Genomic DNA, 23,083 nt, shown 5'->3' with positions numbered 1-23,083 from the left:
TGTTCGTCTCCGATTCAGCTCTGAGTGGTGCTCGACGAGGATTCTTCGAAACGCGGGCTCAGGTCAGCGAGTGCGTTCTCATCGGGTCCGTAGTTGATGACCTGGATTGCATTCTCTTCGACTTTGGCCCACTGCTCCTTGAGAGAATCGATGTCCCAGATCATGTCAACGGTCGGCGGATGACCCGGCGGAAGATACTCGGCCTCGATCTGCGTGCCGCAGCCCGGGCAGCAGTATTCGAGGATCCGGCAGTAGACCGGATCTGGTGAGAAGGTGTACTGATACTTCTCCCGGTCCAGCAGCGGCGGATGGATCTCCTCCGGATCGCGGTCGTGGACGAGTGTGCCTTCTTTGTAATTGCCTCGGGCATCGCCCAGGTCCTGGGCACAGACTCGGCATTGCCAGCGCTCGCTGTTTAGATCGATGTACAGGTACTCCGTCATGGGTACTTTCATTGGATTGGATCCTTTCGATTCGTCATTGAATTGATTCGATGTGATCAGACGCAATCAGGCGTGATCGGTGAGGATGAGGTCGTTTGTGTCAGAGACGACGAACTCCCACTGCTCCGGTACCCGGGCCGTGAAGAACGGGCCTTCGACGATGGCGGGACCAACCCCTGCAGCGTTCGGTGCCTGGTCCTCGAGCACGTACACGGGAGTCGACTTCCGTTCCCCGTCTGCGGTCAGCACGGAACGGGAGGCCGAGGATTCTGCAGCCCCTTCTGCCACCGGCAATGTTGCTGTCAGTGCCGGATGCGGCAGGGAGTGGCGGGCATCGAGTCGGAGGATCTTTCGCTGTCCGCTCTCCAGAGCGACGGACTCGTCGAGGTCGTGTCGCGAATGTTCGCTGCCATCCTCGTTCTCGACGATGATGCTCCAAACGAGGTCGCATTCGTCAATGGCATAGCCCTCCTGGAACATGTACCGCTCAGCTTGGTCGAGGAAGTCTGTGTGGATCGTGTCGACTTCCGAGGAGCCGAGCTCGGTGATCTCGGCCTCGTAGGACTGCGCGATATCGGAGAAGCTGATGCCGTAAGCGGAGAACACCGCTGCGAGCCGGGGTATGAGCACTTGATTCACCCCGGCCACGCGGGCCGCATGACACGCGCTCATCGGGCCGCCGCCGCCGAATGCGGCGAGCGTCGTCGTCCCATCCGTTCGCACCTGCGAGGAGAACGCCTCGGCGATCTTCTCCGAATGCGCCTGCTCCAGGCGGAGCAGAGCCTGGTCGATGTCAATGTCGAGAGGATCAGCGATGTTCTTCTGGATCACTTGCTGCGAACGTTCTGGATCGAGTCGCAGCTCCCCGTTGAGATAGGTCTCGGGGTCGAGGATGCCCAGCAGCAGATTGACATCGGTGATGGTGGCCTCGGTTCCGCCGAATCCGAAGCATGCTGGCCCGGGTGCCGCACCGACGCTTTCCGGCCCGACTGTGATTTCGCCGTCGACGACTCTGAAGATCGAGCTGCCTCCGACGCCCTTGGACTGGACGTCACTGAGTTCGAATGAGGTCGGAATCCCGTTGACTCGACCCTTTCGATCTGTGGCGATCTGCAGGTCCTCAACAGAACCGACGTCAGTGGTGGTTCCGCCGACATCGATCATGAGGACATGCGGAATGTCGTAGGCCGACGCCAGCGCGCGGGTTCCTTCGAGTCCGCCGCGAGGACCAGAGGAATAGGTCTTGAGCGCCACAGATTTTGCGACGCGAGATGAGGCACCATCATTGCGGTAGATGAGAAGCGGGTTCTTCACCTTGTGCGCACGGAGGCGATGTTCGGCGCTGTAGAGGAAGCGCTCCAGTGTCGGATGAAGGAAGGTATTGAGGATCGCCGACCACAGACGCCTTGTTCGCAGCGAATCCGCGGCGAATTCCCACGAGAAGAGAACCGGCACGGAGCCGAGCAGATGACGGGGGAATCGTTTGAGGAAGATGCGCTTGAGCTTCTTCTCATGTTCCGGATCCGAGATCGCCACCACAAGGCGCTCAGCGCCTGCCGTGGTCAGCGAGTTGACTGCCTGGACTAGAGTGGCATCCATTTCGTCGTCGCCGTCAACCGTGTCGATGACCGACACTCGTGAACCGACCAGCTCGTCGAATAGCGAACTTGTGGCATCGTCGTAGCGGATCTGTTCCATGAAGTCGGGTTCGTCGGTGACGATTCCGATGCTTGGGCCCTTGCGCTCGACCAGGGCGTTTGTTCCCTGGGTCGAGGAATAGCGGATCAAGTCCGTTTTCTGCAGCAGAGCCGAGGCGGTGGATTCGCCTGTCACCTTCTCTGCGGCCTTTGTGATTCCGGTGAAGAAGCACTCGGAGAGGTCTGCTGGCGTCGTCAGCGTCTTCGTATAGAAGAGCCCTTCTTTACCGGCGACGCAGATGTCAGTCAGCGTGCCCCCGTTGTCGATATTGATCAGATAGTCCATGAACTCCTCCTTGAGTATGCGGATCAACGGTGTAATCGGAATAACTGGTGTTCAACCGCTGTGGGGTCGAATCTACTGACCGTCTGGGAGGGCACCACAAGCCGTCCCGGGGGAGGGATACGACCTACCACCCGGGGTGGTGGTCGGACGCAGGGGTGCCCTCCCGGTAGCTGAACGGTAGGATCGGGACGTGAATCGACCGAATCAATGTCGCTTCAACCACGAGGGAGTGTCTTGATGACTCGCATGCCGCCAACAGCTTCTACCCGGTTCCGGCCGCCGACACCGGTCGGTCAGTGGCTGGCGCGTCCGCGTATGAACGCTCTGCTCGATCGGGTGGCGATGCGCAGACTTTCCTTGATCCACGCGCCGGCAGGTTTTGGAAAGTCGACTCTCGCTGCGCAATGGGTCGCAGAGCTCGAGCGACGCGGCAGTCAAGTCGTATGGTTCTCACTCGATTCTGACGACAATCACACTTTGTGGTTTCTCAGCCACCTGCTCGAGTGTCTCCAGCGCGCCCACCCGGAATTGGACCAGAGCGTCTTCCAGATCCTTGAAGAGCGGCCCGAGGACGCCGAACGTCACGTCATCCCCCTGATCATCAATGTGGTCAACAATGCACCGTCTCGCTGTGTCGTAGTGCTCGACGACTGGCACGTGATCGATGACTCACGTACACGGGACGTGCTGGCTCGTCTGCTTGAAGTCTCTGGTGACAAGCTGGGTTTCCTTGTCACCAGCAGGTCCACATCAGGGCTTCCGTTGACGTCCCTTCGCGTCCACGATCAGGTCGTCGAGGTGGCTCCGGAGATCCTGCGCTTCGATGAACGCGAATCACGCCAATTCCTCGTTGATGTCAAGGGGCTCAGTCTCTCGGGAATGGAGCTGACGGAGCTGCATACGACGACTGAGGGGTGGATCGCCGCGCTGCAGCTGACGTCGCTCTCCCTCAAGGAGAATTCCGATGTCACCGCGTTGATCGGCAACTTGGCGAGTCGCCAGCACGGAATCAGTGACTACCTTGCCGAGAACGTGCTCGACCTGCTGGATCCGAAGTTGAGACGCTTCCTTCTCCTCACTTCGGTGCTGACTCGGATCAATGCCGAACTTGCAACTCTGCTCACCGGTGAGGCCAACGCGGAACAGCGTCTCGAGCAGGTGCTCTACGGTGATCTCTTCCTGCAGCGTCTCGACGATTCGGGAGTTTGGTTCCGTTACCATCATCTCTTCGGGGATTTCCTCAAGCAGCGCCTCAAACGGGACTATCCCGACAAGGTCGGCGAGCTTCACTCGCTTGCGGCGCACTGGTTCCACGACCAGGGAATGCTCTCTCCTGCCGTCGACCATGCGATCCTAGCCGGCGAGGATGCGTTCGCCGCCGATGTCGTCGAGGAACAGTCGCTGCGGCTCGTCGAGCATTCTCAGATGGCGACTCTGCTCGCTCTGGTCGCGAAGCTTCCCGACAGCGAACTCAGAGTGCGTCCCTGGCTCCAGCTGGCGATAGCCTGGGCATACTGCCTGCTTCATTTTCCAGACGACGCGTTCTCATCACTCGAACTGCTGGCGACTGCGGCGGAGGCTGACCGTACTCTCACTGCTGCCGACCGATTCCGTCTGTCGCACGAATCACTCGTGGTGCGGGAATGCGTGGCAATGTATCAAGATCGAGTCTCCGACGACCATCGGCTCAAGGATGAGGTACTCGAAGAGAGCGAGCGGCTCCACCCCTGGACGGTCTCCGTTGCAGCGAACGTCGTGACCTTCTTCGAGATCCACCGAGGTCGCGGCCCGGAGGCGGATCGGCTGCAACGGTGGGCGCAGCAGTATCACCGTCAGGTCGTCGGCAGCTTCAGTGAGGTCTATGGTGAATGCTTCGCAGGACTCATAGCGTTTCACAACCTCGACATCGCCTTGGCACAGCATCACTGGGAGAACGCATTCCGGACGGCCTGCGAACGCTCTGGTCGACAATCCCACGCGGCGAAGCTCTCTCTCGGTCTCGTCGGGAAACTCCTCTACCATCGTGGTGAGGTCGACCGGGCCGAGGAGCTCTTCGAAGAGGCGCTGCAGCTGGGGCAACGTGCGGGGGTCGTCGATTTCATGTTCCCTGTCTATGAATCACTGGCCTATATCCGCATTCGCCGGGGAGACGCCGACGGTGCCTGGGACATCATCGAAAAAGGTGAGCAGGCCGGGCTGTCGTTGCAGCTCACTCGGCTGTGGGACCGGATGGTCGCGACCAAGGAACGGCTCGGCTTCGAAGCCAGGCGCCCAAGTCTGCCCTTGGACGCCACGGGCAGGGAGAAGGCCAACATCGAGGGCGAACTGCTTCGCTACGATCTCTCGCATTTGCTGCACACAGAAGATCCAGCAGCCGTGGCCACCATCAGGCCGCAGGCCGAAGCTCTGCTCGTTGAATTGCAAAAGCAGGGGAATCACTTCCAGTCGTTGCGCGATCAGATTCTCCTCGCCGCCGTACTCGAGGTCAATGGATTGACCGAGGCAGCCGACGAGATGCTGCGGGAGGTCCTGCCAGACTGTGAAGCAGCCGGCATCCCACAGCCGCTCGTCGAGGGTGGGCGTCCCATTCAGCGAATTGTGTCTCGGCTCATCGACTCACCCGAATCCTGGCATCCCCGCACACGCACGCTCGACTGGATGCGCAAGCTGTTCCCGACGCACGCCGCTCTTGAGGAGGAACCCTCAGCGGCGGATCCCGAAGCCGGTCGAACCTTTGCCCGACCGGACGAGATCGACAGATTCGCTACCTTGGCCCCGAAGCCCAAATCACTGAGCGAACGCGAGAGGGAGATCCTTCACCTCGTCGACGCCGGGTACACGAATCGTGAAATCGCGGAGAGACTGTTCATCGGCCGCAACACGGTGAAGTGGTACCTGCGCAAGCTCTACCGCACACTTGGTGTCTCGACGCGAGATGACTGCGTCCGACGTGCCAAGAGTCTGAAGGTCCTTCCCTGAGCCATTAATCGCCTCCAGCCCGATCCCACTTCGACCATGGCTGTTGAGACGATCGAAGTTGGATCGAAGTCGGTGATCAGTCGTCGATCTGCGTTTGCTCGATGGCTTCGACCGATTCCTCTGGAGACAGTCGGCAGCTGATGCCGACGTAGAAGACGACGACCGAGAAGATCACCGTGATGATCTCACCCCAGACGAATGCCGTGTTGTCACATTGGATCCAATGGAGCGTGGAATTCACAGGAAGCAATTCCACATTTCGGAGTGTCTCCGCGCGAGATAGTGGTGGATTGCAGTTTGATTGCAATCGGCACGGCGTGTCTCGGGGCAACGGTCGATCCGGGGCTCGGGATCAGTCGTCTCAGGGCAGCAAGCGCACTCTCTGTTGGCCTGAAGCCCGCGCTCTTCCGGCTTGAGGGCGACTAGGCTTCACGGCAGGGGGCGGATGTCTGAGAGGGCATGTCCCGAGAGCGGGTACCTGCCCGAGAGTGGGTACGGTGATGGGCGAAGGAGGTTTGAGCTGTGACACACGATCAGGCGGCCAGCGCCAGAATCGCTGCAGAGCTGAGGTCGCGGATCATCCAAGGCGCTCTCGTTCCCGGAACCAGGATCAGGCAGGAAGAGATCGCCGAGGAGTTCGGTGTGAGCAGGCTGCCGATCAGGGAGACCCTGCGAATCCTCCGGGCTGGTCACCCTTGTGGCATCGACCGGAGCATGGGTTTCCACACTCGATCTTGACGAGTGCCGGGAGATCTATCTGATGCGGGAACGGCTGGAGCCGTTGCTGCTGAGAATGGCAATGCCCACGCACACGGCGGAGTCGTTCGTCGAGTTCGAAGCCAGCGCACTGCGGGTGGAAGCGGCGACCTCGCCGGGTGAGTTCCTCGAGTGCGATCATGACTTCCACCAAGCGCTGATGGCGGGAGCGACGACGATCAGGCTCCACGACACGGTCGATCACCTGTGGAACCTCACCCACTATTACCGCAGGCAGCTGCTGGCCCCGAATGGAGTCACCCGACGCTCTCGCCGGGCAGACATCTTCGCCGAGCACCGCATGATCCTCCGGGCCGTCATCGACGGCGATGTCGAATCCGCCGAGGCGATGTTGGCGTTGCATATCCGCCACACCAGAAAGCTCGTCGAACTCTACCCCGAGGTCTTCACACACAGCCGTGCGGGTGGACCAGAGCGGACATGCTGAGCTCGACTCAGCCCTGACGGGCCTTGAAGCGGGGGTTCTTCTTGTTGATGACGAAGATGCGGCCGCGCCTGCGAACGACCTGTGCCCCCGGCTGCTTCTTAAGCGAACGCAGAGAATTTCTGACCTTCATTGCTGAACTCCTTATTGAGAACGAGTATTATTAACATTAATACTAGGTTCTTCGAGGAAAGGAAGCCAATGCCGAAGATGGAGGCCGACATCGATGTGATCGCGGTGACGGGCATGTGTGTGGAGGAGCGGAGCAGCTACGCCAGGCGTCTGGCGGCGGTGCGCGGATTCGTCCTCGTTCCCGCTGAACAGACCGCCGAGGGCGTCGAGGTGGTGGACCGCACGGTCGACCTCCTCCGCAAGGCATCTCAGGCGCATGGCATCGTGCTGGAATACCCCTTCGAGACGCCGGTGATGGAGATCGTGGGGTCACTCAATGCGACCGGTGTCGACACGCGCCTCATCGACCTTGTCTGCGTACTCGATGTCGCGCACATGCTTGTCGACATATGGTCCCCGGACTATGTCGGCCTGCCGGCCATGGGCGGCGAGTGCGAGGGCGGTATCCTCGCTGCGAGGGCAGAGCTGCTCGTGAGCCAGATCGAGTTTTCCTCAACGATCGCGATCGTCAATTCCGGGGCGCTGGAGACCGCGGAACTCGAGCAGGCTGCCGCTCTGCTCGACCATCTTGCTCCGAGTGCCGACCAGTGTCTCATCGCCGATTCCGACCGCGTCCATGGCGAGGATCGGCGGCCATTTGCGAAGCGGCCGCCGGTTGCGGGCTGGGTCTCGATCCTCAATGGAGAATTCACGCCGAAGTTCCAGTCGCGTGGAGTCGTGGCGTGCCGATATGAGCAGCTGCGACCGTTCCACCCTGGGCGACTTCACCAGGCACTGACCTCGTGCCTCTTCCAGGGGCATTGTGGTCGGATTCTGCGTTCGGCTGGTTTTGCCCGTTTGGCCACCCGGCCGCACATCACCGGCCAATGGGACCAGGTGGGAGGGTTCTTCACGCTCTCACCTCTGGCACTTGATGACAGGCTCAGTGCCGATGGCGAAGTCCTGGCCTTTGGTCAGGACGTGGCGTTCATCGGTATTGGGATCGATGAACCCTTGCTGCGACGGGTCCTCGACAATGCCGCCCTCAGTGATGAGGAGTTGGCGGCCGGACCGATGGTCTGGGCAGACTTTCCGGACCGGTTCCCAGACTGGAGCACGGCGACGATGTGATTCGACGAGGACACTATCTGCTCTGTGCAGATGCGGCGCATTCAGCACAGAGTCCGAAGATCTCGAACACATGTCGGGTGACTTCGAATCCATGAGCTTTGGCTATGGTGCTCATCCAGTCCTCGCTGGGCGGTTCGATCTCGACAGCCTTGCCGCAGTTCTCGCACACCAGATGATGGTGGTGCTCGTCCTGAGCGCAGGCGCGGAACAGCTGCTTTTCCGCGATGGTGATGGAATCGGCATGACCGGATTCGCTTAGGGCGTTGAGCTGCCGATAGACGGTTGCCAACCCGACCGTGTGACCGTGATCTTCAAGTGTCCTGTGGAGCTGTTGGGCAGAGACGAAGCGCTTCTCGTTGTCGAGCGCGGAGCTGATCACGGCCTTCTGCGCCGTGCTCCGAGTCCTCTTGGGTTCCTCAACCGTCATGTCCTTGTGCCTCCGCCTGTGCAGCCTGTGCAATGCAGTTGGTCCTATGAGCATATGCGCATACGTCGATGTGTCCTGAACTTAATGAAAAACGTTACCATTAGCGGGTGAGTGGTGGCCATGCGACTGATGCGGAGGACATGTGAGTAGGAATCAGCCCGCAGGTGCTGTTCCGGTGATCCTCCTGACCGGTTACCTGGGGGCGGGGAAAACCAGCCTCCTCAACCATCTGCTGCGCCACCCCGACGCGCGCATCGGGGTGGTCGTCAACGATTTCGGAGACCTCAACATCGACGCGGGCCTCGTCGTCGGGCAGGTCGATGAACCCTTCTCCATCTCGGGTGGATGCATCTGCTGTCTTGATGACGACACCTCTCTCGAAGACGCCCTCACAGCACTCGCGAAGCCACGATTGCGGCTCGATGCCATCATCGTCGAAGCCAGCGGCTTCGCCGAACCGCTGACCTTGGCGCGAATGGTCACTCGCATGGGCCACCACCGCTTTCACCTCGGCGGGGTCATCGATGTCATCGATGCCACCATGCATGCCGCTACGGTCGATACTGAAACCGCACCCCCGATGCGGTACGCGGCGACGACTCTGGTGCTTGTCAACAAGCTCGACCAGTTGCCGGCAGCGGAACGTGGGTCCGCTGTCGATGCGATCCAGGAGCGGGTTCATCAGCGCAATCCGCGACTGCTCGTCGTCGGCACCAGTTACGGCCGACTCGACCCGGCACTCATCTTCGATCCAGGATCCGGGGCCGGACGAAGCGGCGACGGAACCCAGCCAGGTGCCTGTTCGGGCGAAGAGCCAGGAGCGAACACGGAACCCATCCAGGCTGAACTGCCGATCCGGGACCTCATCCGGCAGGCCTACGTCGAAGCGGCCCAGGAGGGCGTCGACGGCGAGAACGTCCCAGTCCACAGGCACGCACAGTCGGTGACGGTCACCGGTCACGGGTGTGCTGACGCTGGTGCCATACTCGACGTCCTCGAAGATCTGCCGGCCGGGGTCTACCGGGTGAAGGGGTCGATCCTCGTCAACGACAGGGCCCGAAGCAGGAGCTTTGGAATCCAGGCAGTAGGACCGAATGTCTATGTGTCGACGGCTGTGCCTCAGAACTCGACGGCTGTGCCACAGAACTCGACGGCCGTCGCCCAAGACACGAGCTGGGATAGTGTGCTCGTCATCATCGGCGAATCCTTCGACGAAGACGTCGTCAAAGCGAAGCTGGAAGGCGCGTTGCACGGCGGTGGGGACCCGAGTGGCGTCGAGCGACTCCGCCACTACGTCCGCCTGCACAGCTGAAAACAACCCTGCACAGCTGAAGGCAGCTGAGTATCGCCGAATACAGCTGAGAGCACGAAGCAACCATCTGCGTCGACCCAGCGCTGTGAGGCACTGACCTGTCCCGGTGCTGGCATGGAGCGCGATTGTGGTGTTACCGGAACCCGATACGGAGGAAAACACCCGCGCCCGCAGACCACGGCGCTCATATGATCAGATTATGACCGATCTCCCCTGTCGCACTCAGCCTTATGGGGGAGGAGGAAGACAACTTTTGGGGGACGCGCTGTACGGGCTGACCTGAAAGACTGGATTCGTTCCCCTGCCCGGACCATCCCTGCTCGACCAACCCCACCCAGCACCACCGCTGAAGAACCACCGCTGAAACATCAGCGTCACCGAAACGCCCGAACACCCGCCCGCAGCTGCCCTATGCTCGAAACCCGGAGGAACACGTGTCCCTGATCACCAGGATGAGTCTGAAGAACCGCCTCATCGTCGGACTGCTCACCCTCGTGATCGCCGTCTTCGGCGTTATCGCCACCACCTCTCTCAACCAGGAGACGATGCCCTCGGTCGAACTGCCTGGCACCTCGGTGCAGGTCACGGTCCCGGGAGCCTCACCAGAGGTCGTCGAGAAGACGGTGACCGAACCGATCGAAACCGCACTTGAGGGCCTCGGTGACCTCGAGACAGTGAGCACAACCACCTCGGCGGGATCGATGTCGGCCAACATCACGTGGCCCTTCGGCAAGGACGCCGAGGAGATGACGGACTCTGTGCGCTCCGCCGTCGACTCCGCGAAGGCGGACCTGCCCGACGGCGCCGAGGCGGAGGTGCTCTCCCAGCAGATCGACGACGTTCCGGTGGTCATGTTCGCCGTCTCCGGGGGAGAAGATGCACAGAAGCTCGGTGACCTCGTCGAGAACGAGCTTGTGCCTGAACTCCAAGCCGTCGGCGGCGTCGCAGGCGTCGAGGTGGCCGGACAGACCGAGCAGCGGGTCAACATCAGCTTCCGGCCCAACGACGTCAACGACAAGAATGTCGTCACCACCTCGGTGCCAGATGAGCTCACCGCTGCGGGAACCGTCGTCCCAGCCGGACAGAGCGCAACCGGTGACAAGTCTCTGTCGGTCGAGGTGGGCGGCGAACTCGACGCCGTCGACCAGATCGAGAAGACTCCGCTGCGAACGGCCGATGGAACGGTCCTGCTGGGTGAGGTAGCCGATGTTGAGCTCGACTCGGTGGAGAAGACCTCGTATTCGCGTGCCGACGGCAACGATGCTGTGACGGTGTCCGTGACCAAGGGGCAGGATGACAATGTCGTCGAAGTCTCCCACGGCGTCAACGAGGTCCTCGACACGATGGGTCCGAAACTCGGGGACGACATCGCGTTCTCCACGATCTTCGATCAGGCACCAGAGATCGAGAAGTCGATCCACGATCTGTCCGTCGAAGGCGGGCTCGGGCTGTTCTTCGCCATCCTCGTGATCCTGGCCTTCCTCGGCTCCTTCCGCTCCACAGTCGTCGCCGCGATTTCCATCCCGATGTCGCTGCTCATTGCCATGATCGGACTGATGGTCGGGGACTACACACTCAACATCCTCACCCTGGGTGCCCTGACCATCGCTGTCGGACGCGTCGTCGACGACTCCATCGTCGTCATCGAGAACATCCGCAGACGGCAGGGCACGACCGAGCTGACGGTCGATGACATCGTCGCCTCGGTCAAGCAGGTCGCCGGGGCCATCACCGCATCGACGCTGACCACTGTGGCTGTATTCCTGCCCATCGCCTTCGTCGACGGCATCGCCGGGCAGCTGTTCCGCCCGTTCTCCGTGACCGTGACGTTGGCTCTGCTCGGCTCTCTCGTTGTGGCTCTGACCATTGTTCCCGTCTTCAGCTACTGGGTGCTGCGCAAGAGCCCGAAGCCTCTGTCCCCGAAGCGCCAGGCTGCCACCGATGCAAGCTATGAGGCCTGGGCCCAGAAGCATCGTGAGAAGGGCATCAAGCGAGCGGAGCGCCGCCAGAGGAAGATCGAGAAGAAGAACGCGAAGCGCGAGGCCAAGGGCAAGACACTGCTTCCAGCGGCGACTGCCGATGCTCCGGTGGAGCCGATGCCCGGTGACGGTGAGGCCTCCGACCGGGTCGACCGTCTCCAGCAGCGCAGCCTGCCTGCCATTCTCGCGGCACTGAGGCACCCATGGCGGACCATCGTCATCTCTGTGGCGATCTTCGCCGTCACCATGATGATGGCCAGCTTCCTCAAGACCGATCTCCTCGGATCTGCGGGACAGGGCTCCCTCTACATTTCACAGACGTTGCCCGCCGGAGCCTCGCTCGAGGCCAGCGACGAGGCGGCGAAGAAGATCGAAGACGTGCTCGCCTCCGACCCCGACGTCGATACCTATTCGACGACGGTCAATGGGCCAGAAACCGGCGCCGAGAATTCCTTCAACATCACGTTGAAGACCGACTCCGATGCGAAGGCGGCGACGAACCGGATTCGGTCCCAGGTCGAGAGCCTCGGTGAGGATATCGGTGAGGCCGATGTTCAGGACGCCTCCGGCAGCACGAATGAGGACGTCGAGATCAAGCTGGCCGGCTCTGATATGAAGGCCCTCGGCGAGGCCGCTGACGCGGTGACGAAGAAGATGAGTGAGACCGAGGGTGTGACGAACGCCCGCAACGACCTCGCCTCCGATCAGCCGATCATCCATGTCGACGTCGACCGTGAGAAGGCCGCGGACTACGGCTACAGCCAGGCTGAGGTGGGCCAGGCCATCGCCGCTGCCCTGCAGGGCAGCGAGGCCGGCACTCTGACATTGGAGGGCAAGGAGCGAGACATCTTCCTCGCACCGACCCACCCTGATGCGACACCCGATGAGATCCGAGCCTTGGAGCTTCCGGTCACCGAGGTGCAGACGCAGAACGCGCAGGAGGACGCGACCGACGCCGTTGAGGAGAAGACCGATCGCAGGGCCGACGAAGCCAAGGCCAAGGCCGAGGACGACGCGGCCGAGCAGCTCGACTCTGCACGCGAGGCCCGGGACAATGCCGCCGATCAGTTGGAAGAGGCTCGAAAAGCACTGAGGGACGCAAAGAATCCTCCACCGGCACCGAGCCCTGATGATATGGCGGCCGAGCAGGTCGACCAGGCCGAAGAAGGAGTCGAGCAGGCGCAGAAGGGTCTGAACGAAGCCAACGACGCTATCGATGACCTGGTCGATGGCCAGCGTGAGCAGGAGGAGAACCAGAACGAGGAGCAGGACCTCGCCGACGAGCAGGCAGCGATCCCCGACATCAAGGGTGAGCCGATCACGGTCGATGAGATCGCGAACGTCGATGAGACCGAGACTCCTGCCACGATCACTCGTGAGGACGGGGACCGTCAGGTCACCGTGTTCGCCACACCGGCCGAAGGGCAGCTCAATCCCGTATCCGCCGAGGCGAGTGCGCTGACCTCGAGCATGGACCTGCCCGCTGGTGTGAGCTTCGACGTCGGAGGCGCCAGCCAGGAGCAAGCTGATTCTTTCGCTCAGCTGGGATGGGCGATGCTGGTGGCGATCGCGCTGGTCTTCCTTGTCATGATCGCGACCTTCCGCAGCTTCGTGCAGCCATTGGTCCTGCTCGTGTCGATCCCGTTCGCCGCGACCGGTGCCGTGCTGCTGTTGCTGCTGACCGGAACGCCGCTGGGCATTCCCTCGCTCATCGGTCTCCTCATGCTCATCGGCATCGTGGTGACCAACGCGATCGTGCTCATGGACCTCATCAACAAGCTTCGTGAACACGGAATGGGGCTGATGGATGCGATCATCCACGGCACCCGTCTGCGTCTGCGCCCGATCCTGATGACGGCCGCTGCCACGGTCTTCGCACTCGTGCCCATGTCACTGGGGCTCACAGGTGGGGGAGTCTTCATCTCCCAGCCGCTGGCGATCGTCGTCATCGGCGGTCTGACCTCCTCGACCGTGCTGACTCTGATCCTCGTGCCTGCCCTCTACCTCCTCGTCGAGCGACGCAAGGAGCGCCGGGCCGAGCGCCACGACGCGAAGGCCGCGGCGAAGCGCGATGCCGATGAGGCAAGGATCGAAGCGGAGACCGCCGAGGTGGACGCCGGGTACAGGGAGGAGTGACCCTGACCGCGGCGGCAGGTCGATGTCAGCGTCGGCAGGCAGCCAGCCGTCCCCGTCAACCCGCTGCGAGGACGCCCTGCTCGAGCCGGACGACATGATCGGCACGCTCGGCCTGGGCGCGCTCGTGCGTGGCCATGACGATCGTGGCGCCGCGGTTGCGCTCGGAGTCGATGGCCTCGGCGATGTCCACGGCCGCGTGAATATCGATGCCGGCCAGCGGCTCGTCGAGGAGGAGCAGCTCGGGGCGCTGCGCCAAGCCCTGCGCCACGAGAGCGCGCTGACGCTGTCCGCCGGAGAGCGACCCAAGGCGTCGCGAGGCGAGGTCGCTGATCCGCAGACGTGCCAGGCAGTCATCGATGATGCGTCTGTCCTCACCGCCGAGGCGAGTCAACGGCCCGCAGGAGGCCCACCTGCCCATCGCGACAGTCTGCCGGACGGTGATCGGCAGGTGGTCGGGAGCCGTGCTGCGCTGAGGCACGAATGCGATGCTGGCCGGACGGCCGGAGATCGTGCCGCTCGTCGGCCTGAGCAGGCCGGCCAGCGCCATGAGGACGGTCGATTTGCCCGAACCGTTGGCCCCGACAAGTGCTGTGACCTGGCCCGGGACTGCTGTCAGTGACACGCCTTTCACCGCGAGATGGTCACCATGGTGGCAGGTCAGGTCTGCGACTGTGATCGGATTGCCCATTCGATAACAATAATGATTATCATCAGCAAATGGAATTCCTATTCGCGCCCTTCGAGGTGTCCTTCGTCCTCCGCGCCCTCATCGCCGGTGTGCTCGCTGCCGTGCTTTGTGGGTGCATTGGCACCTGGGTCGTCCTGCGCGGCCTGGCCTTCTTCGGGGATGCGATGTCGCACGGGATGCTGCCGGGAGTCGCAATCGCGGCGCTCCTCGGCGGTCAGCTCATGATCGGCGCGGCGGTCAGTGCGCTGGTGATGGCGGCCGGGATCACCTGGGTATCGCGCGAGTCGAAGCTGTCCCAAGACGTCGGCATCGGACTGCTCTTCGTCGGAATGCTGGCCATCGGCGTGGTCATCGTGTCCCACTCCCAATCATTCGCCGTCGACCTCACGGGCTTCCTGTTCGGTGACGTGCTCGGGGTCCGCGGCCAGGACCTGATCATCCTCACAGTCGCAGCCTGCCTCGGAGTGCTGGCCTGCATTCTGTTGCACAGGCCGTTCCTCGCGCTCGCCTTCGATGAGCGAAAAGCCGCAACTCTGGGCATGCGGCCCGGTTGGGCTCATATCGCGATGCTCATGCTCACAGCCCTGGCGGTTGTCGCATCGTTCCAGGTCGTCGGCACTCTCCTCGTCTTCGGACTCCTCATTGGACCCCCGGCCACGGCCTGCCTCCTGTTCGACCGCGTCGGGGCAATCATGGCAGCGGCCTCGGTGATCGGTGTGTTCTCGTGCTTCTTCGGGCTGCTCGTGAGCTGGTATGCCCAGACCTCTGCCGGCGCGACCATTGCGCTGCTCACCGTCCTCATCTTCTTCGCGGTGCTCGTCGCGAGGCGGGTGAAAAGTGCGCTACAATACTTTCAATACAATGAGAACCATTATCAATAGAAAGATCTCATGACGAGGACAACTGCATTCGCCGCACCGAGCGCGGCACTGATCGCACTGCTCGCCCTGACCGGGTGCCAGGGCCAACAAGCGGACAGCGGGGCCAACAGCCCCAGTCAATCGACGGCGCCCCACGGATATGTCGAAGGGGCAGAGGAGGCCGACGAGCCGCAGCTGCGGCTGGCCGTCAGTGATGCGAAGACCGGCGCGGTCTCGGTCATCGACCTGCTCACCGAGGATGTCGTGGAGAAGGTCGAAGGCTCACCATCGACGACCCTGGCGGGGGCAGATTCCCGGTACCTCTACCTCGGCGATGGTGAAGCCGGAACGGTCACAGCCGTCGACACGGGGGCGTGGACGGTCGACCACGGCGATCACAGGCACTACTACAAGGCCGAGGCGAAGACCATCGGTCAGGTCGACGGGGCCGACCCCGCGCACGTCGTCTCGACCCCGACCGAGGTCGCCTTCTTCTTCGACGGCGAGGGCCGGGCGAAGATCTATGACCGGAGCGCCCTCGGCGATGGTGAACTCACTCAGCTCGGCACCGTGAAACCGGGTGCCCACCACGGAGTGACGGTCCCCTTCGAGGATCACTTCGTGTCCACGCTTCCAGGGGACAAGGCCGATGATCTGCCTTCCGAACTCACCGTGTACGACGACAAGGGTCAGGCCTCGCCGATCGATGCGACATGCGAGGAGATCCACGGAGCCGGAGTCACTCGCGACGGGCTGGTCTTCGCCTGCGCCGACGGCGTGATCAGGGTCGATGAGGGCTTCGACGCCGAGGTGCTGCCCTACCCCGAGGACACCGATGAGCGCGCGTGGTCGATCGAGGTCGGTCGAGACCTCGCCGCGGCACCTTTCGATGATGGTGGAATCGGGATCCTCGACGCGTCGACCGATGAATGGATGTACGCCGACACCGACGCCGAGGTGGTCTCCGCCGGCATCGCCCCCGACGATTCCGTGGTCGTGGCCCTGGACGAAGACGGGACCGTCTATTCGCTGGACCCGGAGACCGGGAAGGAGTTGGCGAAGAAGAAACTCATCAAGCCCTTCGACGCCGAGGACCAAGGTCACGGAGCCGGACCCTCGGTGGCCGTGGATAGCGAACGCACCTATGTCAGCGACCCTGCGTCGGGCACAGTGCTCGAACTCGACCCGGCCGATGGGCTGCGTGAGGCACGCAGCTTCGACCTCGGCGGAGCGCCCGCGAGCCTGGCTGTGACGGGACGGTGATGAGCACACGGCACCACCTCACTGCGGTGGCACTCACCCTGGCAACGCTCGGATCACTGACTGCCTGCAGCGGGGGCGACGATGAGCCGTCGATCGTGGTGACGACGAACATCCTCGGCGATGTCGTGAGCAGTCTCGTCGCAGACCACGCGGCGGTCACGGTGCTGATGAAGCCGAACTCCGATCCGCATTCCTTCGGCATCTCGGCGAAGGAAGCCGGGGCCATGGAGAGCGCGGATCTCATCATCGGCAACGGCCTCGGACTGGAAGAGGGGCTCTCAGCCAACCTCGACAATGCGCGCAGCGAAGGGGTGCGTGTCCTCGATGTCGGTGAGAGCATCGACCCCCTCGAATACACCTCGGGCGGCAGCGCGGGCACACCCGATCCGCACTTCTGGACCGATCCCGCGCGGATGATCGCCGCCGTCGACACCATCACCTCGGCGCTGGGGGAGGAGGTCGGCGATGACCTCGCCGAGGCGATCGAACCGTCCGTGGCCTCGTATCGGGGGCAACTGGAGGACCTCGATGCCGAAATCGCAGAGATCGTCGAAGCGATTCCTGCGAAGAACCGGAAGCTGGTGACGAATCATCACGTGTTCGGCTACTTCGCACAGCGCTTCGACTTCGAGGTCATCGGAGCGGTGCTGCCAAGCGGAACCACGCTGGCCTCACCCTCGGCAGCCGACCTCGAGGAGCTCGCGCGCACGGTCGAAGACGCCGGCGTGCCCACGATCTTCGCGGACTCCTCGCAGCCGCAGAAGCTCGCCGAGGCCCTGTCTGAGGAAGTTGACCTCGACGTCGAAGTGACACCGCTGTTCTCGGAATCGCTGACCGAGGCCGACGGTGAGGCCGGAACCTACATCGACATGCAGAGAACCAACGCGAAGGCCATCGCGGACGGGCTCGCATCACCACAGATCACGGACACACCATCATGAGAATAGGGAAGAGAGAAGAATGAGAACACGACACACCCTGATCGCACCACTGGCTGCGACCGCGGCCGTCACCGCCCTCCTGCTGAGCGGCTGCGGCGGCACCGGAGCGGAGGCCGACCCCGACACCGGCGACCAGACAGATGCGGGGGAGCCCTCGGACGCCGAACAGGTCGAAGAAGCACAGTCGCGACTGGTCACCACCTACGACGGCGGCATCCTCACTCTGGATGCGAGGACGCTTGAGGTCATCGACGACACGAAGCTCGAAGGCTTCAACCGGGTCAATCCGGTCGGAGACGGACGGCACGTCATGGTCTCGGTGGCCAGCGGATTCCAGCTCTTCGACGCCGGAGTCTGGACCGAAGAGCACGGCGACCATACCCACAGCTTCGCCGGATCGCCTGAACTCACCGACAAGGTCTACGAAACCGATACCCCAGGTCACGTCGTGCGCCACGGTGGTTCGACGGTGCTCTTCGGCGACGGCGACGGACGGATGCAGATCTTCGACACCAATGCCTTCGGTGACGGCACACCCGAACCCGAGGTCAAAGAAGCAGAAGAGGCACACCACGGTGTGGCAGTGCAGTTGGAGAACGGCAACGTCCTGCACACCATCGGCAACGAAGAAGAACGCTCGGGAGCGAAGGTCATTGACGCCGACGGCAAGGAGATCGCCCGCAACGAAGACTGCCCGGGTGTCCACGGGGAAGCCGCTGCCCAGAACGAGGCGATCGCCGTCGGCTGTGAAGACGGCATCCTCTACTACAAGGACGGAAAGTTCACGAAGGTCGACGCCCCGGATTCATACGGCCGCATCGGCAATCAGGCCGGATCCGATGACTCACCGGTCGTGCTCGGCGATTACAAGGTCGACGAGGATGCCGAACTCGAGCGCCCGGAGAAGGTCACTCTGACGAACACCGAGACCGGGACGATGAAACTCGTCGACCTCGACTCCTCGTACAGTTTCCGTTCCCTGGCCCGCGGACCCGAAGGTGAGGCCCTCGTGCTCGGCACTGACGGCAAGCTCAACGTCATCGACCCGGAGTCCGGCAAGATCACTGACTCCCACCCGGTCACCGAAGCATGGAAGGAGCCCGTGGACTGGCAGCAGCCTCGGCCGACGCTCTTCGTGCAGGGGGAGAAAGCCTACGTCTCCGAACCGGACAAGAGCCAGCTCCACATCGTGGATCTGGCGACCGGCGAGGTGGAGAAGAGTGCTGAACTGCCACACGCCAGCAATGAGGTCACCGGGGTGACGGGCTGACGCCTGCGCTCAGCTGCCTGCCCGGCTCTGATTGGTCAGCTGCGGCAGGGCGGCGGTGGCCGATCGGATGTGATCCTCGGTCAGCTGCACCGCGTGATCGGTGTCGCGGTCGACGATCGCCTGCATGATCGCATGGTGCTCTTCCTGCAGCTGCGCCATCAGAGCGCGCGGATCCTCGACCTCGTGGAAGGCATCGAGGATGGGTCGCCGCAGAGAACCGCGGATGGCTTCCGTGAGATCCGAGAGCAGCTGATTGTTCGAAGCATGGGCGATGGCGACGTGGAAGGCGGTATCGGCATCGTTGAAGGTCTCCAGGCTCACGCCCGGAGTGTCCATGATCGCCAATGAGGCATTCATGCCGGCCAGCGCGTCATCGTGGACCCGTCCCGTCGCCAGCGCGGTGCTTGAGCGCTCCAGCTGGATGCGTGTTTCGATGGCCTCCTCGATGCTGAAGTTCGCCAGAGCCACGTGGAGGCGCAGGAACCGAGTCAGCGCCTCCTTGGGCATAGAGGCGATGAAGGTGCCCGCCGATTTTCCTGAGCCGACATTCGAGACGATGACGCCGAGTGACTCCATGACCCGCAGGGCCTCACGCACCGCCGCGCGACTGACCTGAAGCTTGGCAGCCAGCTCCCGTTCCGAGGGGAGCGGATCGCCGACGGTGAGGGACCCGGAGGTGATCTGCTCCTCGATCGCATTGATGACGAGCTCGTGGGTGCTCGATCGGGCAACCGGCTTCCAGCTCGGTCCCTGAGGCGCATTGACGGTGTGACCTGCGGCGGTGTCGTCGTCCTTGCGGACTGATTCACTGGGCATGAGTACTCACTTTTCGCACCTCGCCATCATCCCATGAGTAGGACCCTGCCTCATCGGGAGCAAATCCTTGACCTGGATCACATTCAGTCCTACACTCACTTTAGTGGTCTGACCACACAAAGGACATACTTAAACCAATCGAGTATGCATGTTCGGGGCGCGTTCATCGTCGAACCGCAGACGCTGGAGTCGAGCACCGACCGTGTAGGAGAAAATATGTACACTCCTGAAATCGCCCCACTTGCAGACAGCCTCATGCGGTCATCGCTGGTTGCGCTGCTGCCGCTGCTGACCATCTTCGTCACCCTCGGGTTCTTGAAGTGGAAGGCCCACTGGGCCGGGCTGGCAGCCGTAATCGTCGCCCTGATCGTTGCCATCTTCGTCTACGGCATGCCGGTCGGACTGGCGGGGCTCTCAGCCAGCCAGGGATTCGCCTTCGGGCTGTTCCCGATCATGTGGATCGTCATCACCGCCATCTGGCTCTACGAACTGACGGTGAAGTCAGGACACTTCGAAGACCTCAGGTTGGTCATCAACGTCATCTCCGATGATCCTCGCGTGCAGGCGATCCTGGTCGCCTTCTGCTTCGGAGGACTGCTCGAAGCCCTTGCCGGATTCGGTGCCCCGGTTGCCATCACCGGTGTCATGCTCATCGCAGTCGGCTTCACCGCCATGCGTGCAGCAGTCGTCGTGCTGGTGGCCAACACCGCTCCGGTCGCCTTCGGTGCGATCGCCATCCCGATCATCACCGCCGGTAACCTCACCGGGATCGATTACAAAGAGATCGGTGCCATGGTCGGTCACCAGACTCCGTTGCTGGCTGCCGTCGTGCCGCTGTTCCTCATCTTCCTCGTTGACGGCAAGCGCGGTCTGCGTCAGCTGTGGCCACTTGCTCTGGTCGTCGGGATCGTGTTCGGAGCAGCACAGTTCGTCTCCGCGAACTATCTCTCGGTCGAGATGACGGACATCGTCGCCTCGCTCATGGGCCTTGCTGCTGCCGTGGTCATGCTCCAGTTCTGGAAGCCAGTCGGCGGCCAGGACGCGCTGGACAAGATGGCAGACGAGCGCAGTAAGGAGAAGGCCAGCGCTCCCGATGCTGGTGGAGCAGCCGCAGCCGTGACGACCACGGTGGACACGAAGGCTGCACCTCTGACCGGCAAGCGCGTCTTCATGGCGCTCTTCCCCTACCTCATGGTCATCGTCATCTTCTCCGGTGCCAAGCTGATCCCAGTCATCGACAAATGGTTGGCCAGCACCGATATCAAGATTCCTTGGCCGGGGCTTGACGGGAACATCATGACCGCTGCCGGAGAGCTGTCGACGAGCACGGTCTACAACTTCCAATGGTTGTCATCACCGGGCACGATGCTGCTGGTCTCAGGCATCATCGTCGCCATCGTGTACAAGATGACCGTCAAGGACGCAGTCCAGGTCTTCGTCGACAATGTCGTCAAAATGCGATTCTCCATCCTCACCGTCGGACTTGTCCTGGCACTGGCCTACGTCATGAACCTGTCGGGCCAGACGATCACAATCGGCACCTGGATCGCCGGGACCGGGGCACTGTTCGCCTTCCTCTCGCCAATCCTCGGCTGGCTCGGCACGGCGGTGACCGGTTCCGACACCAGCGCCAACGCACTGTTCGCGACACTGCAGCAGACGGCCGCGACGAAGGCCGGAATCGATCCCGTCCTGCTGGTGGCCGCCAACAGCTCCGGAGGCGTCGTGGGCAAGATGATCAGCCCGCAGAACCTCACCATCGCAGCCACAGCGGTCGGCCTCCTCGGCCAGGAGTCCTCGATCTTCCGCCGCGTCATCTGGTGGTCGCTGGGCATGCTCGTCGTCATGTGTCTGCTGGTTGGTCTGCAGTCGACCGTCCTGTCCTGGATGCTTCCCGGTGGAGCCTGAAACTCCGTGATCTGAAGCCCGCAAGCTGAAGACAGAACACTGAAACCACCTAGCTGAAAATACGAACTGAAGAGAAAGAGGCAGTGCCCATGGTCAAGAGACAGTTGCCCAATCCGTCCGAGATCTTAGAGCTGATGAAGTTCAAGAAGTTCGAGCTCAATTCCCGGAAGCGTCGTCTCGATGCTGCATTGACGATCGAGGACCTGCGCCAGATCGCCAAGCGCCGCACCCCGGCTGCTGCGTTCGACTACACCGACGGTGCGGCCGAAGGCGAGATCTCGATGGAGCGCTCGGTTCAGTCTTTCCAGGACGTCGAGTTCCACCCCTCCATCCTCAACGATGTCTCGCACGTCGATACGACGACTCAGATCCTCGGCGGCAGTTCGGCGATGCCCTTCGGTATCGCACCGACCGGGTTCACCCGGCTGATGCAGACCGAAGGCGAGATCGCCGGAGCCTCCGCGGCCGGTGCTGCGGGCATTCCGTTCACCTTGTCCACTCTGGGAACGACCTCGATCGAGGACGTGAAGAAGGTCAACCCGGAAGGTCGGAACTGGTTCCAGCTCTATGTGATGCGCGAGCGGGAAATCTCCTATGGTCTCGTTGAGAGGGCCGCCGCAGCAGGGTACGACACTCTCTTCTTCACGGTCGACACCCCGATCGCCGGTGCACGGCTGCGCGATACCCGCAATGGTTTCGCTATCCCGCCGCAGCTGACGCCGAAGACCATTCTCAATGCCATCCCGCGTCCGTGGTGGTGGTGGGACTTCCTGACCACCCAGAAGCTCGAGTTCGCGTCCCTGTCGGAGACCGGCGGAACGGTCGGCGAGCTGCTCAACTCGGCGATGGACCCGTCGATCGACTTCGACGATCTGGCGGAGATCCGCAAGATGTGGCCGGGTAAGTTCGCGGTCAAGGGAGTCCAGACCGTCGCTGATGCGAAGAAGCTGGCCGACCTCGGCGTCGATTCGATCGTCCTGTCTAACCACGGCGGGCGCCAGCTCGATCGCGCGCCCGTGCCCTTCGAACTCCTCCCCGAGGTGGCTCGCGAGATCGGCAAGGACGTGGAGATCATCATCGACACCGGAATCCGCAACGGCGCCGACATCGTCGCGTCCCTGGCCCTGGGCGCGGACTTCACGCTCATCGGTCGCGCCTACCTCTTCGGCCTCATGGCCGGCGGTCGAGCAGGAGTGGACCGGACGATCGCGATACTCAGCGAACAGATTGAGCGGACGATGAAGCTGCTTCAGGTCTCAAGCGTCGCCGAGCTCAACCCGAGCCATGTGACCCAGCTGCGCAGGTTCAGTCGGGATGGTCAGCTGGATGGTGCGAATCCGAGGACCGACCTGTCCTGAGGCCTCGTCATCTCCACTGTGGAAGCGGTCTGCGGAATTCTCCGTGGGCCGTTTCTGCTGTGAGTCATGCGGCACCAGTGGCTGAGCTGCGACGTCAAGTGCCCTGTCGGGGAGCAGCGGAGGGCTGTCCTAAAAACTTTTTCTCCCCCGCGGAATAAACCTTCGCTCCGCAAAGTTGAGTCTAGTGTACGCAACTTTAGTGAGGCTGAGCTTGACTGCTCGAGTCACGAAGATAATACTTGAGTGCAGTTGGCTCAATGTGTGCGGTCGAGTGGGT

The 23,083-nt window shown here is 62.3% G+C and carries 19 protein-coding genes; 12 read left to right on the top strand and 7 right to left on the bottom strand.

The features are described 5' to 3' along the window. Positions 1-14 precede the first annotated feature (14 nt). Both CXR25_RS16705 and CXR25_RS16700 read right to left on the bottom strand, forming a co-directional pair. Positions 15-455, bottom strand: coding sequence for an acetone carboxylase subunit gamma (locus CXR25_RS16705; protein ID WP_069601453.1), 441 nt, complete (start codon positions 453-455; stop codon positions 15-17). A 54-nt stretch (positions 456-509) separates the two neighbouring features. Next, entirely contained in the window at positions 510-2,426 is a 1,917-nt protein-coding gene (locus tag CXR25_RS16700; protein ID WP_096146257.1) for a hydantoinase/oxoprolinase family protein, read from the bottom strand. A gap of 207 nt (positions 2,427-2,633) precedes the next feature. Here CXR25_RS16700 and CXR25_RS16695 point away from each other — a divergent pair, with 207 nt between their 5' ends. After that, the gene (locus CXR25_RS16695; RefSeq protein ID WP_101583054.1) at positions 2,634-5,405 is read left to right on the top strand and encodes a winged helix-turn-helix domain-containing protein; all 2,772 of its coding nucleotides are present in this window, start codon (positions 2,634-2,636) and stop codon (positions 5,403-5,405) included. Between the two features lie 76 nt (positions 5,406-5,481). On the opposite strand, the gene CXR25_RS18720 is transcribed toward CXR25_RS16695, so the two are convergent. Then, a complete protein-coding gene (locus CXR25_RS18720; RefSeq protein WP_164513993.1) occupies positions 5,482-5,646 on the bottom strand; it encodes a hypothetical protein in 165 nt (54 codons plus the stop codon). Positions 5,647-5,927: 281 nt separating this feature from the next. Between CXR25_RS18720 and CXR25_RS16690 the strand changes: the two genes are divergently transcribed. Next, positions 5,928-6,143 (top strand): GntR family transcriptional regulator, encoded by a 216-nt coding sequence (locus CXR25_RS16690; protein ID WP_083248857.1) that lies wholly within the window; start codon positions 5,928-5,930, stop codon positions 6,141-6,143. Between the two features lie 22 nt (positions 6,144-6,165). After that, entirely contained in the window at positions 6,166-6,609 is a 444-nt protein-coding gene (locus CXR25_RS16685) for a GntR family transcriptional regulator (protein ID WP_083248856.1), read from the top strand. Positions 6,610-6,616: 7 nt separating this feature from the next. Here CXR25_RS16685 and ykgO read toward each other — a convergent pair whose 3' ends face one another. Continuing rightward, positions 6,617-6,739, bottom strand: a complete 123-nt coding sequence (gene ykgO, locus CXR25_RS16680) for a type B 50S ribosomal protein L36 (protein ID WP_069600974.1) — start codon at positions 6,737-6,739, stop codon at positions 6,617-6,619. Positions 6,740-6,807: 68 nt separating this feature from the next. On the opposite strand from ykgO, the gene CXR25_RS16675 reads away from it, so the two are divergent. Then, positions 6,808-7,848 (top strand): GTP-binding protein, encoded by a 1,041-nt coding sequence (locus CXR25_RS16675; protein WP_096146259.1) that lies wholly within the window; start codon positions 6,808-6,810, stop codon positions 7,846-7,848. 13 nt (positions 7,849-7,861) lie between these two features. Here the strand turns inward: CXR25_RS16675 and CXR25_RS16670 are convergent, their stop codons facing one another. After that, a complete protein-coding gene (locus tag CXR25_RS16670; RefSeq protein WP_069600973.1) occupies positions 7,862-8,275 on the bottom strand; it encodes a Fur family transcriptional regulator in 414 nt (137 codons plus the stop codon). A gap of 142 nt (positions 8,276-8,417) precedes the next feature. Between CXR25_RS16670 and CXR25_RS16665 the strand changes: the two genes are divergently transcribed. Continuing rightward, a complete protein-coding gene (locus CXR25_RS16665; RefSeq protein WP_069600972.1) occupies positions 8,418-9,587 on the top strand; it encodes a CobW family GTP-binding protein in 1,170 nt (389 codons plus the stop codon). Positions 9,588-10,039: 452 nt separating this feature from the next. Beyond that, positions 10,040-13,702, top strand: a complete 3,663-nt coding sequence (locus CXR25_RS16660; RefSeq protein WP_164514030.1) for an efflux RND transporter permease subunit — start codon at positions 10,040-10,042, stop codon at positions 13,700-13,702. A 55-nt stretch (positions 13,703-13,757) separates the two neighbouring features. Here CXR25_RS16660 and aztA read toward each other — a convergent pair whose 3' ends face one another. Next, a complete protein-coding gene (gene aztA, locus CXR25_RS16655) occupies positions 13,758-14,390 on the bottom strand; it encodes a zinc ABC transporter ATP-binding protein AztA (RefSeq protein WP_096157623.1) in 633 nt (210 codons plus the stop codon). A 29-nt stretch (positions 14,391-14,419) separates the two neighbouring features. Between aztA and aztB the strand changes: the two genes are divergently transcribed. From aztB to aztD, 4 genes are read left to right on the top strand one after another with little or no spacing between them, the layout of a single operon-like run. Continuing rightward, on the top strand, positions 14,420-15,271 hold the full coding sequence (gene aztB, locus CXR25_RS16650) for a zinc ABC transporter permease AztB (protein WP_096146262.1): 852 nt from the start codon (positions 14,420-14,422) through the stop codon (positions 15,269-15,271). Positions 15,272-15,280: 9 nt separating this feature from the next. Beyond that, the gene (locus CXR25_RS16645) at positions 15,281-16,513 is read left to right on the top strand and encodes an outer membrane protein assembly factor BamB family protein (RefSeq protein WP_096146263.1); all 1,233 of its coding nucleotides are present in this window, start codon (positions 15,281-15,283) and stop codon (positions 16,511-16,513) included. Further along, positions 16,513-17,454 carry a zinc ABC transporter substrate-binding protein AztC gene (gene aztC / locus CXR25_RS16640; RefSeq protein WP_096146264.1) on the top strand — a complete coding sequence of 314 codons (942 nt, stop codon included), beginning with the start codon at positions 16,513-16,515 and terminating at the stop codon, positions 17,452-17,454. Before CXR25_RS16645 ends, aztC begins: the two co-directional genes overlap by 1 nt. 19 nt (positions 17,455-17,473) lie before the next feature. Beyond that, positions 17,474-18,724 carry a zinc metallochaperone AztD gene (gene aztD / locus CXR25_RS16635; RefSeq protein WP_096146265.1) on the top strand — a complete coding sequence of 417 codons (1,251 nt, stop codon included), beginning with the start codon at positions 17,474-17,476 and terminating at the stop codon, positions 18,722-18,724. 9 nt (positions 18,725-18,733) lie between these two features. On the opposite strand, the gene CXR25_RS16630 is transcribed toward aztD, so the two are convergent. Then, positions 18,734-19,540: a FadR/GntR family transcriptional regulator gene (locus tag CXR25_RS16630; RefSeq protein WP_096146266.1), complete on the bottom strand. Its 807-nt coding sequence runs from the start codon at positions 19,538-19,540 to the stop codon at positions 18,734-18,736. A 216-nt stretch (positions 19,541-19,756) separates the two neighbouring features. Here CXR25_RS16630 and CXR25_RS16625 point away from each other — a divergent pair, with 216 nt between their 5' ends. After that, positions 19,757-21,448 (top strand): L-lactate permease, encoded by a 1,692-nt coding sequence (locus CXR25_RS16625; protein ID WP_096162012.1) that lies wholly within the window; start codon positions 19,757-19,759, stop codon positions 21,446-21,448. A gap of 89 nt (positions 21,449-21,537) precedes the next feature. Then, entirely contained in the window at positions 21,538-22,806 is a 1,269-nt protein-coding gene (locus CXR25_RS16620) for an alpha-hydroxy acid oxidase (RefSeq protein ID WP_096146267.1), read from the top strand. The last annotated feature ends 277 nt before the right edge of the window (positions 22,807-23,083 follow it).

It is taken from the genome of Brevibacterium aurantiacum, assembly GCF_003932995.1.
In the GTDB taxonomy this organism is placed as follows: domain Bacteria; phylum Actinomycetota; class Actinomycetes; order Actinomycetales; family Brevibacteriaceae; genus Brevibacterium; species Brevibacterium aurantiacum.
The sequence above is the reverse complement of the archived record's forward strand: the minus strand, read 5'-3'. Positions and strand labels throughout refer to the sequence as shown.

Coding starts and splice junctions, on each gene's coding strand:
- CXR25_RS16705 (WP_069601453.1), bottom strand. CDS start 455: ATGAAAGTACCCATGACGGAGTACCTGTACATCGATCTAAACAGCGAG.
- CXR25_RS16700 (WP_096146257.1), bottom strand. CDS start 2,426: ATGGACTATCTGATCAATATCGACAACGGGGGCACGCTGACTGACATC.
- CXR25_RS16695 (WP_101583054.1), top strand. CDS start 2,634: ATGTCGCTTCAACCACGAGGGAGTGTCTTGATGACTCGCATGCCGCCA.
- CXR25_RS16685 (WP_083248856.1), top strand. CDS start 6,166: ATGCGGGAACGGCTGGAGCCGTTGCTGCTGAGAATGGCAATGCCCACG.
- ykgO (WP_069600974.1), bottom strand. CDS start 6,739: ATGAAGGTCAGAAATTCTCTGCGTTCGCTTAAGAAGCAGCCGGGGGCA.
- CXR25_RS16675 (WP_096146259.1), top strand. CDS start 6,808: ATGCCGAAGATGGAGGCCGACATCGATGTGATCGCGGTGACGGGCATG.
- CXR25_RS16670 (WP_069600973.1), bottom strand. CDS start 8,275: ATGACGGTTGAGGAACCCAAGAGGACTCGGAGCACGGCGCAGAAGGCC.
- CXR25_RS16660 (WP_164514030.1), top strand. CDS start 10,040: ATGAGTCTGAAGAACCGCCTCATCGTCGGACTGCTCACCCTCGTGATC.
- aztA (WP_096157623.1), bottom strand. CDS start 14,390: ATGGGCAATCCGATCACAGTCGCAGACCTGACCTGCCACCATGGTGAC.
- aztB (WP_096146262.1), top strand. CDS start 14,420: ATGGAATTCCTATTCGCGCCCTTCGAGGTGTCCTTCGTCCTCCGCGCC.
- CXR25_RS16645 (WP_096146263.1), top strand. CDS start 15,281: ATGACGAGGACAACTGCATTCGCCGCACCGAGCGCGGCACTGATCGCA.
- aztC (WP_096146264.1), top strand. CDS start 16,513: ATGAGCACACGGCACCACCTCACTGCGGTGGCACTCACCCTGGCAACG.
- aztD (WP_096146265.1), top strand. CDS start 17,474: ATGAGAACACGACACACCCTGATCGCACCACTGGCTGCGACCGCGGCC.
- CXR25_RS16630 (WP_096146266.1), bottom strand. CDS start 19,540: ATGCCCAGTGAATCAGTCCGCAAGGACGACGACACCGCCGCAGGTCAC.
- CXR25_RS16625 (WP_096162012.1), top strand. CDS start 19,757: ATGTACACTCCTGAAATCGCCCCACTTGCAGACAGCCTCATGCGGTCA.
- CXR25_RS16620 (WP_096146267.1), top strand. CDS start 21,538: ATGGTCAAGAGACAGTTGCCCAATCCGTCCGAGATCTTAGAGCTGATG.